This window comes from Telluria sp. AC161, assembly GCF_979258535.1.
Genome location: NZ_OZ409861.1, coordinates 2,614,019 through 2,628,707 on the forward strand (window position 1 = coordinate 2,614,019; position 14,689 = coordinate 2,628,707).

The window sequence follows — 14,689 nt, forward strand, 5'->3', positions numbered from 1 at the left end:
AGGACAGCGGCCTTCTAGCCGTAACACCCGACATTGTACATTTTGACGCCGCAATCTCACAGCACCATTCACAATCCTCTTTAACATGGTTTCGGAGCGGTGTAAAATGTCAAATTTTGTCACAAAGAATACTCTCGATGAAACCAGCCCGTACCCTGACATTCAAGTGCGCAAAGTGCACCAAGCCAGTCACCGTTTATCTGCAAAAAGTCTCCGCCTGCTCGCACATCCAGCCTTACCAGGGCATCTGCGGCTGCGGTGAAGTCAAGCGCCACGCCACCGGCAATGCCGACGCCGTGGCGTCGTATCTTGCTTCGAGCGACGGCAACTGGAACCACCATCACTAATATCACCAATAAGAGGGATCAAGCGATGGCACGCATCGAATGGGTCGAGGACGGCGTCGAACGCTCGGCCGTCTGGCGCTCGGAGAGCGGCTGGCCTGCGCCGAAAAAAGTCGTGCTGGCCGACGACACGATGAGCGCCGACGCCGCGTACCGGCTCGCGCTGGACGGCACGGCGCTGCTGTGGCGCGGCGACTTCCAGAACGCCCGCCAGCTGGTGCAGGCGCTCGCGCGCCGGATCGACCACAAGGGCGAGCGGCCACGCCGCGCCAAGGCCGGCAAGGCAGCGCCCACGCCACTCGAAGCCTTCCACCGCCATCGCCTGTCCCAGTTGCAGCGCGCTCGCACACTGGCGATGCTGGTGCTGCCGTTCGAGGCCGACCACAGCATCCCCCTGCGCCGCGCGCCCGATGCGCAGCAGGCCTGCCTGGAAGCGTACGGCCCGGTCGATGCGCCGTATGTCGCCTCACTGCGCGAGCTGCTGGGCGTGATCGGCGCGCATGAGTGGCGCAGCAAGGGCGTCATGATTCCGGCGCTGAACGACCGCATCCATCCGTGGTACGGCGTGTTCTCGCCCGTGCGCGGCGAATACGTGGAGCTGGTCGCGCAGGCGCCACTGCCTGCCGGTGCCCGGCGCGCATTCGACATCGGCGCCGGCACCGGCGTGCTGTCGGCCGTGCTGGCGCGGCGCGGCCTAGCCGTGCTGGCCACCGAGGTCGATCCGCGGGCGCTGGGCTGCGCGCGCGAAAACATCGCGCGCCTGGGCCTGACGGCGCAGGTCGAGATCGCGCAGACCGACCTGTTCCCGGAAGGCCGCGCGCCGCTGGTGGTCTGCAATCCACCGTGGCTGCCGGGCAAGCCGAGTTCGGCGATCGAGTATGCGATCTACGATCCGGACAGCCGCATGCTGCGCGCGTTCCTGGCAGGCCTCGGCGCGCATCTGGAGGCCGGTGGCGAAGGCTGGCTGATCATGTCGGACTTTGCCGAGCACCTGGGCCTGCGCAGCCGCGATCAGTTACTGGCTTGGATTGCGGCGGGCGGCCTGGAAGTGATCGAGCGTCACGACACACGGCCCGTGCACCCGCGCGCGACCGATGCCGACGATCCGCTGCACGCGGCGCGCTCGCAGGAAGTCACGTCGCTGTGGCGCCTGCGCAAGGGCGCCCTCTGAGGGATTTACTCTCTCTGCACGTCGCGCATTGCATATTGCTGCGCAGCGCGCTATAATTGCGCTGCGGGGTGGAGCAGTCTGGCAGCTCGTCGGGCTCATAACCCGAAGGTCACAGGTTCAAATCCTGTCCCCGCAACCAATTCAATACAAAAGCCCGACTCACAGAGCCGGGCTTTTGTTTTCTATGGCAACAAAATGCAACCTCGAAGGCAGAGGATGAGAGACAAGAAAGACCACGCAACGTTCGACCTGCCTGGTTTCGAGCCGGCAGCGCCGCTCGATACGGTCACCGAACCCAAACGCACCGGCCCTCGTCCCCGCCGCAGCTCGCTCAAGCAAGAACAACTCTGCTTGATCGACGAAACCGACAACTCCGGCCTGCCTGTCTGGCGCCGCGACGACAAGCTCGACCTGACCGGCCTGCCGGTCTGGGCGCCCGATCCCCAATAGCGTCGGCCCTGCCGGCTGGAGGCTTCCATGCAATCCGATTCGTTTACCTCGCTGGCCCTCACGCCGCAATTTCTCGCCAACCTGACCACCCTCGGTTACGACCACATGACGCAGGTGCAGGCGGAAACGCTGCCGTCCGTCCTGGCTGGCAGCGACCTGATCGCCCAGGCCAAGACCGGCAGCGGCAAGACCGCCGCATTTGGCATCGGCATCCTGCACAAGCTAAATCCGGCCTGGTTCGCCATTCAGGGCCTGGTGCTGTGCCCGACGCGCGAACTGGCCGACCAGGTCGCCGGTGAACTGCGCCGGCTGGCGCGCGGCGTGGGCAATGTCAAGATCCTGACGCTGACCGGCGGCGTGTCGATGCGTCCGCAAATCGCCTCCCTCGAGCATGGCGCGCACATTGTCGTCGGCACGCCGGGCCGCATTCGCGACCACCTGGGCCGCGCGACGCTCGACCTGGCCAACGTGCAGACGCTGGTGCTGGACGAAGCCGACCGCATGACCGACATGGGCTTCTACGACGAGATCGCGGGCATCGTGTCGGCCACGCCAAAGCATCGCCAGACGCTGCTATTCTCGGCCACCTACCCGGACGATATCCGCTTTGCCACGCAAGGCTTCCTGCGCGATCCGCTGGAAGTGAAGGTCGAGGGCAAGCACAGCTTCGAGCAGATCGACCAGCGGTTTTACGAGATCGGCTTCGAAGGCCGCGAAGATGCCGTCGGCCGTCTGCTGCGGCACCACCGTCCGGTGTCGGCGCTGGCCTTCTGCAACACCAAGGCGCGCTGCCGCGAACTGGCCGACGCACTGCAGGCGCAAGGCTTTTCGGCGCGCGCGCTGTACGGCGAACTCGAACAGAGCGAACGCGATGAAATCCTGGTGCTGTTCGCCAACCGCAGCTGCTCGGTCCTGGTGGCCACCGACGTCGCCGCGCGCGGCCTGGATATCGCCGACCTGGACACCGTGATCAACGTCGACGTGTCGAAAGACCCCGAGGTCCACGTGCACCGCATCGGCCGCACCGGCCGCGCGGGCGGCAGTGGCATGGCGCACACCTTGTCCGCGCCGAACGAAAAGAAATGGGTTAGCCTGATCGAGCAGTACCAGGACCAGCCGGCGGTCTGGGAAAGCCTGGCTGCGCTGGGCGACGACGCCGAACCGGCCGCGCCAGCGCCGATGGTCACGCTGGTGATCGCCGGCGGCAAGAAGGCCAAGCTGCGTCCGGGCGACCTGCTGGGCGCGCTGACGGGCGACGCCGGTCTGACGAAAGACCAGGTCGGCAAGATCAATATCGGCGAATTCAACAGCTACGTCGCGCTCGAGCGCAGCGTGGCGCAGGCCGCCGTCAAGCGTCTGGGCGAAGGCGACGCGCCGGGACCGGGCTTTGGCGTCATCAAGGGCCGCTGGTTCAAGATGCGTTTTCTCGACGCCTGAACGGTCGCGCGGCAGCACACTAGCTGCGCATCTGTAACCCCATCTGCCGCGCACGCTTAAGATGGGGGTACCGTCTTCCCCACAAATCTGGCATTATTTGCAATAAATAAACATTCGTTCGGCCCGCGCAAGCGGCGACCGGCAAGATGCCATGAACCCCAGCACACCCCCGCAGCAACTCGACGGCCGCACAGTCCGCGATATCGTCGAGTACAACCACGAGATGGTCAGCGAGCCATGGTGCCGCCGCATCATCCGTCAGGTGCTGCAATCGCTCGAAGTCCAGTACGGCATGAACGTGCCGCACCGCCGCATCACGCCCGACAGCCTGCATATCCTCGAGGCTGGCGACCCGATGCTGGTGCCGGGCTACAGCGAGTTGCCCGACACCGCCGTGCCGGCCGACTACGAAGCGCGCGACCTGTACGACCTGGCCGCCGTGATGCACTACGCGATTTCGCAGGAACTGGCACCGGTCGCGCAGCTGCGCACGCTGGGCCTGACTGAATACAGCGAAGGTTTCCTGGCGGCGCTCGACCGTTGCCTGTCGCCTGACCCAGCCGTACGGCCGCAAACCATCGAGCAGATGCGCGGCCTGCTGGGCATTGCCGTCATCGCGCCGAAGCCTGCCATGTCGCTGCCGCCGATCGACGACGAGCCCGTGACGCCGGTCATGCCGCTGCCAACACCAGCGCCTGCATTGACGCCAGCCCCGACGCCAGCACCGACGCCAACCCCTCCGCCGACGCCCGAACCTGTCCGCGCGCCTGAACCAGTGGCGGCGCCGAAGCCAGCGCCGGCAGTGCCCGCCCCTACCCCTACCCCTGCCCCCGGTCCGCTCCCGATGCGCGCTGCCGCCAATGCATCGACGCCGATGGCGCCCGTGCCAACGCCGGTCGCTGCCCGGCGCACCAGGACACGCTGGCCGCTGATCATCGGCGCCATCATCCTGATCCTGGCTGCGCTGGCCGCCTTGTTCGCACTGATGCCCCAGGCTGACCTGAGCGCCATGAAAGACAGGTCCGCGCTGCCGGCAGCGCCCGAGGCACCCGTGCCGGCAGTTGCCCCGGCGCCGCTGGTCACGCTCGCCGAAGAACCGGCGCAACCCGACACGCCGGTCATCGACGAGAACGAACCGCGCGCAGCCACGACCACCCCGCCGCCGGCCAAACCGGACGTCGCCGTGCCACCTACTGCGGTGCGTCTGGCGCCGCAAGGCACGCCGCCCGAAGCGGCCATCGCCGGCACCACCTATAAACTGCTGATCCAGCCGTGGGGCACGATCGTCGTCGATGGCGTCGAGCGTGGCGCCACGCCACCACTGAAGCACATCACGCTGCCGCCGGGCGAGCACACGATCCGCATCGTCAACCCGGGCTTTCCCGAGCACACCGTCACCGTGCAATCGGTCGAGGGCCAGAGCGGCACGATCGAACTTGATTTCACCGAGGAGAAAACGCCTTGAGTACCCGTTTCATGAAACACCTGCCGGCGGCGGCGCTGATCGCCGTGATGGCGACGGGCTGCGCCGAATTCGGCCCGGCACTGGGCGGCAAGGAAGCCGCACGCGCCCACCCGCGCGCCGACGATGCGCGCCCGCGGGCCGAACGTGCCCAGCGCGCAGACCGCACGAACCGCCCTGCTGCCGGCACCGTCGACCGCAGCGATGTCGCGCTGCGCGAAGGCATCGCGCTGTACAACGATGGCGATTACAACGGCGCCATCCGGCGCTTGAGCAGCGCCGACATGAAAAGCGGCACCCCGCGCGAACGCCTGTCGGCCGCCAAGTACACGGCGTTCAGCTATTGCGTGAGCGGGCGCCAGGCGCTGTGCCGCGAGACGTTCGACGCCGCTTTCCGCCTCGATCCGGCTTTCGACCTGAGCCCCGGTGAGCACGGCCATCCGCTGTGGGGCCCGGTGTTCAGCCAGGCCAAGGCGGCGGCGCGCCGCTGATTTTCTACACGCCCACGCGCGCCCGGTAGGTCGGCGCGCGGCGGCGCCGGCTGGCCTGCTCGTAAGCGTACGCCATCCCGATCAGCGCCGGCTCGCTCCACGCCGTGCCAACGAACGACAGTCCGACCGGCAAACCGTGGATGAAGCCCGCAGGCAACGTGATGTGGGGATAGCCGGCCACTGCTGCCGGTGACGAAAAACTCGCGCCGTAATGGTCGCCGTTGACGGTGTCGGTCAGCCAGGCCGGCCCGCCGGTCGGCGCCACCAGCGCGTCGAGCTTGTAGGCGCGCAGCACCTGATCGATCCCCTTGTCGCGCGAATAGCGCTGGTTGTTGGCCAGTGCCTTCACGTAGTCGCGCGCCTGCAGGCCGCCAGCCGCCTGCGCCGCGATCAGATGTTCCTGGCCGAAAAACGGCATCTCGCGCGCCGCGTTGCGCAGGTTGAACGCAATAATGTCGGCCATGGTCTTGACCGGCGCATGCGGCGCATAGGTCGCCAGCCACGCTTCGAGATCGGGCCGGAATTCGTGCAGCAGCACGGTCAGTTCGGACGCGCCGTACTTGTCGGTATTGGGCACCGTGACATCGACCAGCACCGCGCCCTGCGCCCTGAGCACGCCCAGTTCCTTCTCGATCAGCGCGTTGACGCCGTCATGCCCGCCAAAGAAGTCGCGCGCCACGCCGATGCGTTTGCCGCGCAAGCCGTCCTTGTTGAGCGCGTTCGCATAGTTGATGACGGGAGCGCGCGCCGTGGCGCCATCCTGCGGGTCGGCGCCGGCCAGCGCCGCTAGCAGCAGTGCCGCATCGGCGACGCTGCGCGTCATCGGCCCGGCCGTGTCCTGCGAATGCGCGATGGGAATGATGCCGCTGCGGCTGACCAGACCCAGCGTCGGCTTGATGCCGACGATGCCGCAGATTGACGCGGGCGAGACGATGGAGCCATCCGTTTCGGTGCCCACGGCCAGTGTGGCCAGGCTGGCGGCCATTGCCGAGGCCGAGCCGGAACTCGAGCCGCTCGTGTTGCGGTCGAGCGCATACGGATTGCGCGTCAAACCGCCGCGCCCGCTCCAGCCGCTGGTCGAGCGGGTCGAGCGCATGTTCGCCCATTCCGACAGATTGGTCTTGCCAAGGATGACCGCGCCGGCATTGCGCAGGCGCGCCACGATGTGGGCGTCGCGCCGGGCCTTGACGCCATCCAGCGCCAGCGAGCCGGCCGTCGTGCTCATCTTGTCGGCGGTGGCGATATTGTCTTTCAGCAGGACCGGGATGCCGTGCAGCGGGCCGCGCAGCTTGCCGGCTTTGCGCTCGCGATCACGCTCGCGGGCGATCTCGAGCGCATCGGGATTGATTTCGATGACCGAGCGCAGGCGTGGGCCGGCGCGGTCGATGGCCGCGATGCGGACCAGGTAGCGCGAGGCCAGCTCGTGCGCCGTCAACTTGCCAGCGCGCATCGCCTGCCCCTGTGCGTGGACGCCGGCCTCGAGGATGGCGGCTGGCGCCGTTCTTGATGGCGCGGCATGCGCCAGCACGCTGGTGCCAGCAACGGTGCCGGATACTGTCCCGGCCACGCCCATTCGTACAAAATCCCTGCGCTCCATGCCTGTGTACTCCGTCAAATGGCCAAGCAATAGCATAGCAGCAACGTGACCGGCGGACTGCCCGGCTGTGATAGGTGAAACGACTCACAGACGAGCCGATCATATATTGGACAAATCCAGTGCCAGCCGTCACCCTGATCCAATCATTGTTTTTGCATTATTCTGGGAGATTGCCATGCCGACTTACCGTTCACACACCACGACCCAGGGTCGCAATATGGCAGGCGCCCGCGCCCTGTGGCGCGCCACCGGCATGAAAGACGGCGATTTCGACAAGCCGATCATTGCCGTGGTCAACTCGTTCACCCAGTTCGTGCCGGGCCACGTCCACCTGAAAGACCTGGGCCAGCTGGTCGCGCGCGAAATCGAAGCGGCCGGCGGCGTGGCCAAGGAATTCAACACCATCGCCGTCGACGACGGCATCGCCATGGGCCACGGCGGCATGCTGTATTCGCTGCCTTCGCGCGACCTGATCGCCGACTCGGTCGAATACATGGTCAACGCGCACTGCGCCGACGCGATGGTCTGCATCTCGAACTGCGACAAGATCACGCCCGGCATGCTGATGGCCGCGATGCGCCTGAATATTCCGACCGTGTTCGTCTCGGGCGGCCCGATGGAAGCCGGCAAGGTCATCAAGGTGGTCAATAACGAGCGCAAGGTCATCAAGCTCGACCTGATCGACGCGATGATCAAGGCCGGCGATGCCTCTGTGTCGGACGCCGATGTGGCCGAGATCGAGCGCTCGGCCTGTCCGACCTGCGGGTCGTGCTCGGGCATGTTCACGGCCAACTCCATGAACTGTCTGACCGAGGCGCTGGGTCTGGCGCTGCCGGGCAACGGCACGATCGTCGCCACCCACGCCGACCGCAAGGAACTGTTCCTGCGCGCCGGCCGCCTGATCGTCGAGACCGCCAAGCGCCACTACGAGCAAGACGATTACTCGGTGCTGCCGCGCTCGATCGCGACCAAGACCGCGTTCGAGAACGCGATGGCGCTCGACGTGTCGATGGGCGGCTCGACCAACACCGTACTGCACCTGCTGGCCGCCGCGCACGAAGCCGAAGTCGACTTCACGATGGCCGACATCGACCGCATCTCGCGCCTGGTGCCATGCCTGTGCAAGGTGGCCCCGATGACCGACAAATACCATATCGAAGACGTGCACCGCGCTGGCGGTATCTTCTCGATCCTGGGCGAACTGGCGCGCGCCGGCCTGTTCGACACATCGCTGCCGACGATCCACAGCCCGACGATGGCGGCGGCTATTGAAAAGTACGATATCGCGGTCAGCACCGACGACGCCGTGCACCAGTGGTTCCGCGCGGCGCCGGGCGGCGTGCCGACCCAGGTGGCGTTTTCGCAGGCCGAGCGCTACGAGAAGAACGACCTCGACCGCGCCATGGGCTGCATCCGCGACCGCGAACACTCGTATTCGAAGGACGGCGGCCTGGCGGTCTTGTACGGCAATATCGCCGAAAAAGGCTGCATCGTCAAAACGGCCGGCGTGGACGAAAGCATCCTCAAGTTCTCGGGCAAGGCGCGCGTGTTCGAGAGCCAGGATGCGGCGGTCGAAGCGATCCTGGGCGACAACGTGGTAGCGGGCGACGTCGTCATCATTCGCTATGAAGGCCCGAAAGGCGGACCGGGCATGCAGGAGATGCTGTACCCGACTTCGTACATCAAGTCGAAGGGTTTAGGCAAGGCGTGCGCATTGTTTACCGATGGCCGGTTCTCGGGCGGTTCGTCGGGCCTGGTGATCGGGCATGCGTCGCCAGAGGCGGCCGAAGGCGGCGCGATCGGGCTGGTACAGGAAGGCGACATGGTCGACATCGACATCCCCGAGCGCACCATCAACCTGCGCGTGACGACCGAGGAACTGGCGCACCGCCGCGCAGCGATGGACGCACTGGGCGCGGATGCGTGGCTGCCGCTGGGACGCGAGCGTTATGTGTCGCAGGCGCTGCAGGCGTATGCAGCGCTGACCACGTCGGCCGATCGCGGCGCGGTGCGGGATCTGACTCAGCTGCGCCGCAGGTAAGGTTGGGTTGTACTGCTGGCTACGTCACCGCATCATCCGATGTGGTACGAATTGGTTTGCCCCGCCCATAAAAAAACGCTGCCGAGGCAGCGTTTTTTTATGGGGAAACCCGTGCTTAGTTACGCACGACTTTCTTGTACTCGTTGGTACGGGTGTCGATTTCGATCATGTCGTCGCCGCTGACGAACAACGGCACCATCACGGTGTGCTGCTTGCCTTCGATGGCGTTTTCGATCTTGGCTTCTTTCAGGACGTTGCCCGACGTGTTGCCCTTGACTGCTGGCTCCGAGTACACGATCTGGCGTGCGATCGTGGTTGGCAGTTCGACCGAGATGGCCTTGCCGTCATAGAACACGGCTTCGCATTCCATACCGTCTTTCAGGTAGTGCAGCGCGTCGCCCAGGTTCTCTTCTTCGATTTCGAACTGTTCGTAGTCGGCGTCCATGAAGACATACAGCGGATCGGCGAAGTACGAGTAGGTCACTGGCTTCTTGTCCAGCACGACGACGTCGAACTTGTCATCGCCACGGAACACGTTTTCCAGCGGTGCATTGGTCAGAAGATTCTTCATCTTCCACTTGTAGGTGAAGCCCGTGCGGCTCGAGCCGTTGACGTCGGAACGCAGCACGATGAACGGCTTTTCATCAACCATGATGATGTTGCCAACACGAATTTCTTTTGCGGGTTTCATAGATATTTTACGTAAAAAGATAGTTGCATTAAATCATCGCCGGCTGGTGGGCCGAAGGCCCCGGACCTGCGTTTGATCGTCGGAATCCGTTAGAAACTAACCGGGCATTATACGCTGTTTTCCTGGGCAAACCGCAGATCGCGCACGAAATCGAGCAGTTGCGTGACCAGATCGCCCTGCGCGAGCACCGTCTGGCGCCACGCATCGGCCTGCGCTGCGATGTCGGGCAACGTGGCATCGAGGGCATTCCAGGCGGCACGGTGATCGTCCATCGGCTGCGCACCGTTCCAGCCGAGCATGTACGCCGCCAGTGCCGGCGCCCCTCGCGCGTACAGCGCAAGAAACGCGCGCAGCTTCTTGTGGTGCAGATTCTCGTCCTGCGGATAAATATGCCAGACGAACGGGCGACCGGCCCATTGCGCCCGCACCCAAGAATCTTCGCCACGCACGAAATTGACGTCGCAGGCCCACAGTAACAGGTCGTAATCGGCCTGGGGCAGGAATGGCAGCACGCGCACGGTCAACTGGCCATGGGTTGCGCGCGCACCGGCCACTGGCGCGGTACCCAGGAAGGCGCTGACCTGCCCGGACGCGACGCCCTCCGGCACCAGGCACAGCGTAGGGGTGGCGCCGCCCCGCCAGGTGTCGAACAGTGCGGCCACCGGCGCGTCAAGGTAGCAGAACAGCGACACCTTGCGCCCTGCTGCCTCGGCCGCGGTCACGCCGAACCGGGCCAGGAAATCGGTCACCGCAGCGCCATCCTGCTGGAATGCACGACGGCGCGCGTCGAGCCCCGCTTCGTGCAGCAGCCCGCCGGTACGCGTATTAAAGCCCGGGAAATAGAAATGCTTGGTCAGGGGCAGGCGCGGATGCATCGACGGCAGGCGGTGGCAGCCCTCGACCCAGTCCTCGGCCGTCAACCCCTCGTAGTTCAGCCAGACGGGACGCGGCGTACGGGCGGCCATCGCCCTCTGATAGTCCGGCGGCAGCTCGCAACCGAAGAACTCGATGACGACGTCGGGGATGTCGCGCGCGTCGAACTGGCCATCCTGATCCTGCCATTGACGCACTGTGATGCCCTGAATCGCTTGCTGCGCGGCTGCCGGATCCACCTCGGGGCAGATGCGGCGGAAGCTGACCAGGTCGTCGACCCACAGCGTAACCACCAGCGCATGCTCGTGGCACAACTGGCGCGCCAGGCGCCAGCAGATACCGATATCCCCATAGTTATCGATGACTTTGCAGAAAATCGCCAGCGACGGCGCGGAGGAAGACAGGGACATGGGTGCGGGCGGCGTCGTAACGCGCAGAAGCGGGGGTCGTCATTTTACCCGACTTTACGGGGTGATTTTTCTCAAGCCCCAGTGCGCATTGCGAAGAAAGTTGGGCCTTTTTGACGCGCGTCTGCGCTACCGCAAGGCGCGATTTTAACGTTGCCCACATCGCCACAAGAACAAAACTTCACCGCCAGGCACCGGTCGAACGCCTACCTGCAGGAAAAGCAGCCTCGAAAGGCCGCCATCCTGCCCTTCCCTCGCACCACCGGTCATGCCGGGGCGCGAATCATATGAACACGGTCGTTTGTGGCAGGCACCTGATGTAAAGCCGGCTCAGCGCGACCGATCAACCGGAGGCTAGCACCATGAACGAATTTCAACAACCATTTGGCCAACCACAGTTCGCACCACAAGGCCTGGGCAGCATGTTTGGCGGCGCGCTCGGCGGTGTCATCGGGCGCGGTATCGGCGGCTGGGTCGGCCACAGCGGCGCGGGCGGGCGCATTGGTGAAATGGCTGGCAACTTCCTCGGGAACCTGTCGCCATTTGCGGCCGATCCTTCGAGCAGCATGGGCATGCAACAGCAGGTCGACCCGCAACAGCTGCAGCAGTTGCAACAGCTGCAACAACTCCAGCAACTGCAACAACTGCAACAACTGCAACAACTGCAACAACTGCAACAACTTCAGCAGCAACAGCAGCTGCAACAGATGGAGCAGTTGCAACAACAGGGTCAGCTGACACCGCAGGGCGGCTTCTTCGGCAATCTGATCAGCACGATCGGCAAGCCCGCCGGCGCCCTGGTCGGGCACGTCACCGGCAATCGTCACCTCGGCAACATGATCAGCGACTATTCCGGGTATGGCCGGATGCTGCCACTCGGCGCCGATCCGCAGGCGCAGCAACAGGCACAGCCGCAAACACCAGTGCAACATCCGCTGGTCCAGCTGCAGCAACTGCAAGCCCAGCAACAGCAGCTGCAGCAACTGCTCGTGCAGGTGCAGCAACAGGCCGCGATGCTGCAACAGCAGATCGTGCAGCAAGGCGGTCAACTGGCGCCGCAGGGCTGGATCAGCAATGCGATCACCCAGTATGCAAGGCCAGTCGGCGGCTTCATCGGCGAGCAACTGGGCAACCAGGGCCTGGGTACCGCGATCGGCGGCGTGGCGGCGCAGCTCGGCCGTTACATACCGGCATCCGTTGACCCTTACGGGCAGCAGTTCGGCAGTCAGTTTGGCGGGCCACTCGGGGCGCCGTTCACCGGTCAGCAGGCGCAATACGGGCAGTCTGGACAATTCGGCCAGCAGACCGTGCACTAAACCATGACCCATACCACACCATGACACACAGCCAGGTCACTGCCAGCAGTTGCCTGCAGTGACCTGGCGCCGAGGAGTTCCCGCCATGCCGGCTTCCCTGCCCCCTGCTTCTCCCGGCCGTTACATCGTGCGCGCTGCGAGCGACGACAACGAACTGGTCCGGTTCCTGGCGACACTGAGCGCCGAGCCCGGCGTGCAGGTCGTCGACCTGATCGGTCCGTCGTCCGGCCCGCCGCACACGGCGGTCGTTGAAACCGACGCGCCCACTGCCGAGCGGCTGCGGCAGCAGACTCTGGACCAGTTAACGATCGAACCCGACCAACCGCTCTCGCTGTCCGACTGAGCGGCGCCGGGCAAAGGACCCACTATGGCCAAACAAGCAAAAGGCGGTGCTGCCGATCCGCAGCAGACGCCCAACGAGTTGCATGACGGCGCAGCAGACGCCCGCGCCGATAACGGCAGCAGCCCTGCTCCGCTGCGCGGGCGCCCGGTCACCGAGCGCAAGAAAAAATACCTGGTAGCGCCACGTGCCGTGCTCGGCGCATTTGGCACCAGCAGCTGGATGACGCCGCTGGGCCTGTCAGCGGTGCAGCAAGCGCTCACCGCCATGCCCGATATCGACGTGGTCGACACCATCACACCGCGCGCCGGACTGACCACGGCCGGCTTCGGCCCATCGTCGATGGGCGACAGCGCCGAAGGCATCGTCGTGGCGCGCATGACCGATCAAAAAGCGGGCGAACTGCTGCAGCGCGGCCAGGGCCAGTTGCTTGTCGAACGCGACCAGCACCTCGCTCTGCTCGACCCCATGCTCCGCCGCCCCGACCTGGTCAGCTCGCTCACGCCCTACCAGGGCCCGCAGTGCGAACTGTTGCTGGCGGTCGTGGGCACCGACGGTGCGCCGCTACCCGAGGTCGAGGTCTCGCTGTTCGGCGGCGTGCTGCCCAGCACTGCCGTCACCGGCGCCGACGGCGTGGCGCGCCTGCAGCTGTATGGCGACGACGCACATATGATCAGTGGCCTGTATGTCAAACCGCGCGCCGATTACTGGAGCTTCTACCAGCGCGATCCCGACCTGAGCCTGCAAGAGGCCAACGTCGTCATGCTGCGCCCCTTGTCCGAATGGCCGGCGCTGCGCGGCCTGCCGCAGCAAAACGCAATGGGCTGGGGCGCGCGGGCCATGCGCCTCGATCAGGTGCCCCAGCATTATCGTGGTCGTGGCATCAAGGTGGCCATCATCGATTCCGGGGCCGCTACCACGCACGGCAACCTGAACGAAATCCACGAAGGTTTCGACGTCATTAACAAGCGTACCGACCGCAGCACCTGGAATGTCGATACGCTCGGCCATGGTTCGCATTGCACCGGCGTGATTGCCGCCACCGATCCGGCCTGGGGCATCCGCGGCTTCGCGCCCGAGGCCGAGATCCACGTCTGCAAGCTGTTCCCCGGCGGCCAGGTCAGCCAGCTGATCGACGCGCTCGAATACTGCATCGAGCAGGGCATCGACATCGTCAACATGAGCCTGGGTGGCTCGGCGCCGTCCGAAGCGCTCGAACGCCAGATCGTGCGCGCCAAACAGGCCGGGATTGCCTGCATTGCCGCCGCCGGCAATTCGGCTGCTGCCGTGCAATACCCTGCCTCGTCGTCGCATGTGCTGGCCGTCGCGGCCATCGGCAAGATCGGCGAATTCCCGGCCGACAGCTACCATGCCGAAACCATCGGCACCGACATCGACATGTATGGCTACTTCACCGCGCGCTTCAGCTGCTTCGGGCCCCAGGTCGATGTGTGCGCGCCCGGTGTGGCCGTCGTGTCGTCGGTGCCGCCAAATAATTTCGCCGCATGGGACGGGACGTCGATGGCGGCGCCGCATGTGACAGGCCTGGCGGCACTCGTGCTGGCACACAGGCCCGAATTCGGGGCGATGGTGCAGGCGCGCTCACCGGAACGGGTCGAACGGCTGTTCCAGGTTCTACGGATGAGCGCCCGCCCTGTCACGCTGAGCGATCCCAACCATATTGGCTATGGCTTGCCCGATGCGCTGGTGGCGCTCGGCTTGCCTGTGGCGCAGCAGACGATGCCGTGGCAAAGCTCGGCAGTGGGGTTCGGTGCCCCGGTTGGCATGCATGGGATGGCGTCGCACGATAGTGGATGGCTCAGCGCGGCCGGGGTCAGCATGCAGCATCAGGGCATGCAACAGCAGGGTATGCAGCCGCAGGGCATGCAGCCACAGGGTATGCAGCCGCAGGGTATGCAACAGCAGGGCATGCCGAATCAGGGCCCGACGTTGCCTTATCCGTTCGGCACGCTGCGGGTGTCCGGTTGGTGAAGTACGAAGCGCTGCGCGAGACTGTCGCAGACGAAAAAAAACCGGAGCCCCACTCTCGTGGCCGGCTCCGGCTTTCT

At 65.2% G+C, this 14,689-nt stretch carries 13 protein-coding genes and 1 tRNA gene; 11 read left to right on the forward strand and 3 right to left on the reverse strand.

Going from position 1 to position 14,689, the window contains the following annotated elements; translation table 11 throughout:
• The first annotated feature begins 137 nt into the window (after positions 1-137).
• The 7 genes from ACZ0AJ_RS11645 (at position 138) to ACZ0AJ_RS11675 (ending at position 5,355) form a co-directional block, all read left to right on the forward strand.
• Positions 138-347, forward strand: a complete 210-nt coding sequence (locus ACZ0AJ_RS11645) for a hypothetical protein (RefSeq protein ID WP_183558170.1) — start codon at positions 138-140, stop codon at positions 345-347.
• Positions 348-372: 25 nt separating this feature from the next.
• Positions 373-1,515 carry a methyltransferase gene (locus ACZ0AJ_RS11650; protein WP_499454635.1) on the forward strand — a complete coding sequence of 381 codons (1,143 nt, stop codon included), beginning with the start codon at positions 373-375 and terminating at the stop codon, positions 1,513-1,515.
• Between the two features lie 62 nt (positions 1,516-1,577).
• Positions 1,578-1,654, forward strand: a tRNA-Met gene (locus tag ACZ0AJ_RS11655).
• Between the two features lie 77 nt (positions 1,655-1,731).
• Complete coding sequence (locus tag ACZ0AJ_RS11660) at positions 1,732-1,965, forward strand: hypothetical protein (protein ID WP_183558164.1); 234 nt, start codon at positions 1,732-1,734, stop codon at positions 1,963-1,965.
• Positions 1,966-1,992: 27 nt separating this feature from the next.
• Positions 1,993-3,402 (forward strand): ATP-dependent RNA helicase DbpA, encoded by a 1,410-nt coding sequence (gene dbpA, locus ACZ0AJ_RS11665; RefSeq protein ID WP_499454636.1) that lies wholly within the window; start codon positions 1,993-1,995, stop codon positions 3,400-3,402.
• A 151-nt stretch (positions 3,403-3,553) separates the two neighbouring features.
• Positions 3,554-4,867, forward strand: coding sequence for a PEGA domain-containing protein (locus ACZ0AJ_RS11670; RefSeq protein WP_499454896.1), 1,314 nt, complete (start codon positions 3,554-3,556; stop codon positions 4,865-4,867).
• Positions 4,864-5,355 (forward strand): TssQ family T6SS-associated lipoprotein, encoded by a 492-nt coding sequence (locus tag ACZ0AJ_RS11675; protein ID WP_499454897.1) that lies wholly within the window; start codon positions 4,864-4,866, stop codon positions 5,353-5,355. Before ACZ0AJ_RS11670 ends, ACZ0AJ_RS11675 begins: the two co-directional genes overlap by 4 nt.
• 4 nt (positions 5,356-5,359) lie before the next feature.
• On the opposite strand, the gene ACZ0AJ_RS11680 is transcribed toward ACZ0AJ_RS11675, so the two are convergent.
• Entirely contained in the window at positions 5,360-6,952 is a 1,593-nt protein-coding gene (locus ACZ0AJ_RS11680) for an amidase (RefSeq protein ID WP_499454639.1), read from the reverse strand.
• 175 nt (positions 6,953-7,127) lie between these two features.
• Between ACZ0AJ_RS11680 and ilvD the strand changes: the two genes are divergently transcribed.
• Entirely contained in the window at positions 7,128-8,993 is a 1,866-nt protein-coding gene (gene ilvD / locus ACZ0AJ_RS11685) for a dihydroxy-acid dehydratase (RefSeq protein ID WP_499454641.1), read from the forward strand.
• A 115-nt stretch (positions 8,994-9,108) separates the two neighbouring features.
• Here the strand turns inward: ilvD and ACZ0AJ_RS11690 are convergent, their stop codons facing one another.
• Positions 9,109-9,684 (reverse strand): elongation factor P, encoded by a 576-nt coding sequence (locus tag ACZ0AJ_RS11690; RefSeq protein ID WP_183558142.1) that lies wholly within the window; start codon positions 9,682-9,684, stop codon positions 9,109-9,111.
• Between the two features lie 107 nt (positions 9,685-9,791).
• Positions 9,792-10,967 (reverse strand): elongation factor P maturation arginine rhamnosyltransferase EarP, encoded by a 1,176-nt coding sequence (earP, locus tag ACZ0AJ_RS11695; RefSeq protein WP_499454643.1) that lies wholly within the window; start codon positions 10,965-10,967, stop codon positions 9,792-9,794.
• Positions 10,968-11,326: 359 nt separating this feature from the next.
• Here earP and ACZ0AJ_RS11700 point away from each other — a divergent pair, with 359 nt between their 5' ends.
• From ACZ0AJ_RS11700 to ACZ0AJ_RS11710, 3 genes are all read left to right on the forward strand, one after another.
• Entirely contained in the window at positions 11,327-12,280 is a 954-nt protein-coding gene (locus ACZ0AJ_RS11700; protein WP_499454645.1) for a hypothetical protein, read from the forward strand.
• A gap of 85 nt (positions 12,281-12,365) precedes the next feature.
• A complete protein-coding gene (locus tag ACZ0AJ_RS11705; protein ID WP_183558132.1) occupies positions 12,366-12,623 on the forward strand; it encodes a hypothetical protein in 258 nt (85 codons plus the stop codon).
• 24 nt (positions 12,624-12,647) lie between these two features.
• Positions 12,648-14,612: a S8 family serine peptidase gene (locus ACZ0AJ_RS11710; protein WP_499454900.1), complete on the forward strand. Its 1,965-nt coding sequence runs from the start codon at positions 12,648-12,650 to the stop codon at positions 14,610-14,612.
• Positions 14,613-14,689: the final 77 nt, after the last annotated feature.

Bases quoted from the DNA above. Each gene is read 5' to 3' on its own strand.
- ACZ0AJ_RS11650 (WP_499454635.1), top strand. From the start codon at position 373: ATGGCACGCATCGAATGGGTCGAGGACGGCGTCGAACGCTCGGCCGTC.
- dbpA (WP_499454636.1), top strand. From the start codon at position 1,993: ATGCAATCCGATTCGTTTACCTCGCTGGCCCTCACGCCGCAATTTCTC.
- ACZ0AJ_RS11705 (WP_183558132.1), top strand. From the start codon at position 12,366: ATGCCGGCTTCCCTGCCCCCTGCTTCTCCCGGCCGTTACATCGTGCGC.
- ACZ0AJ_RS11680 (WP_499454639.1), bottom strand. From the start codon at position 6,952: ATGGAGCGCAGGGATTTTGTACGAATGGGCGTGGCCGGGACAGTATCC.
- ACZ0AJ_RS11660 (WP_183558164.1), top strand. From the start codon at position 1,732: ATGAGAGACAAGAAAGACCACGCAACGTTCGACCTGCCTGGTTTCGAG.
- ACZ0AJ_RS11670 (WP_499454896.1), top strand. From the start codon at position 3,554: ATGAACCCCAGCACACCCCCGCAGCAACTCGACGGCCGCACAGTCCGC.
- earP (WP_499454643.1), bottom strand. From the start codon at position 10,967: ATGTCCCTGTCTTCCTCCGCGCCGTCGCTGGCGATTTTCTGCAAAGTC.
- ilvD (WP_499454641.1), top strand. From the start codon at position 7,128: ATGCCGACTTACCGTTCACACACCACGACCCAGGGTCGCAATATGGCA.
- ACZ0AJ_RS11690 (WP_183558142.1), bottom strand. From the start codon at position 9,684: ATGAAACCCGCAAAAGAAATTCGTGTTGGCAACATCATCATGGTTGAT.
- ACZ0AJ_RS11645 (WP_183558170.1), top strand. From the start codon at position 138: ATGAAACCAGCCCGTACCCTGACATTCAAGTGCGCAAAGTGCACCAAG.
- ACZ0AJ_RS11710 (WP_499454900.1), top strand. From the start codon at position 12,648: ATGGCCAAACAAGCAAAAGGCGGTGCTGCCGATCCGCAGCAGACGCCC.
- ACZ0AJ_RS11700 (WP_499454645.1), top strand. From the start codon at position 11,327: ATGAACGAATTTCAACAACCATTTGGCCAACCACAGTTCGCACCACAA.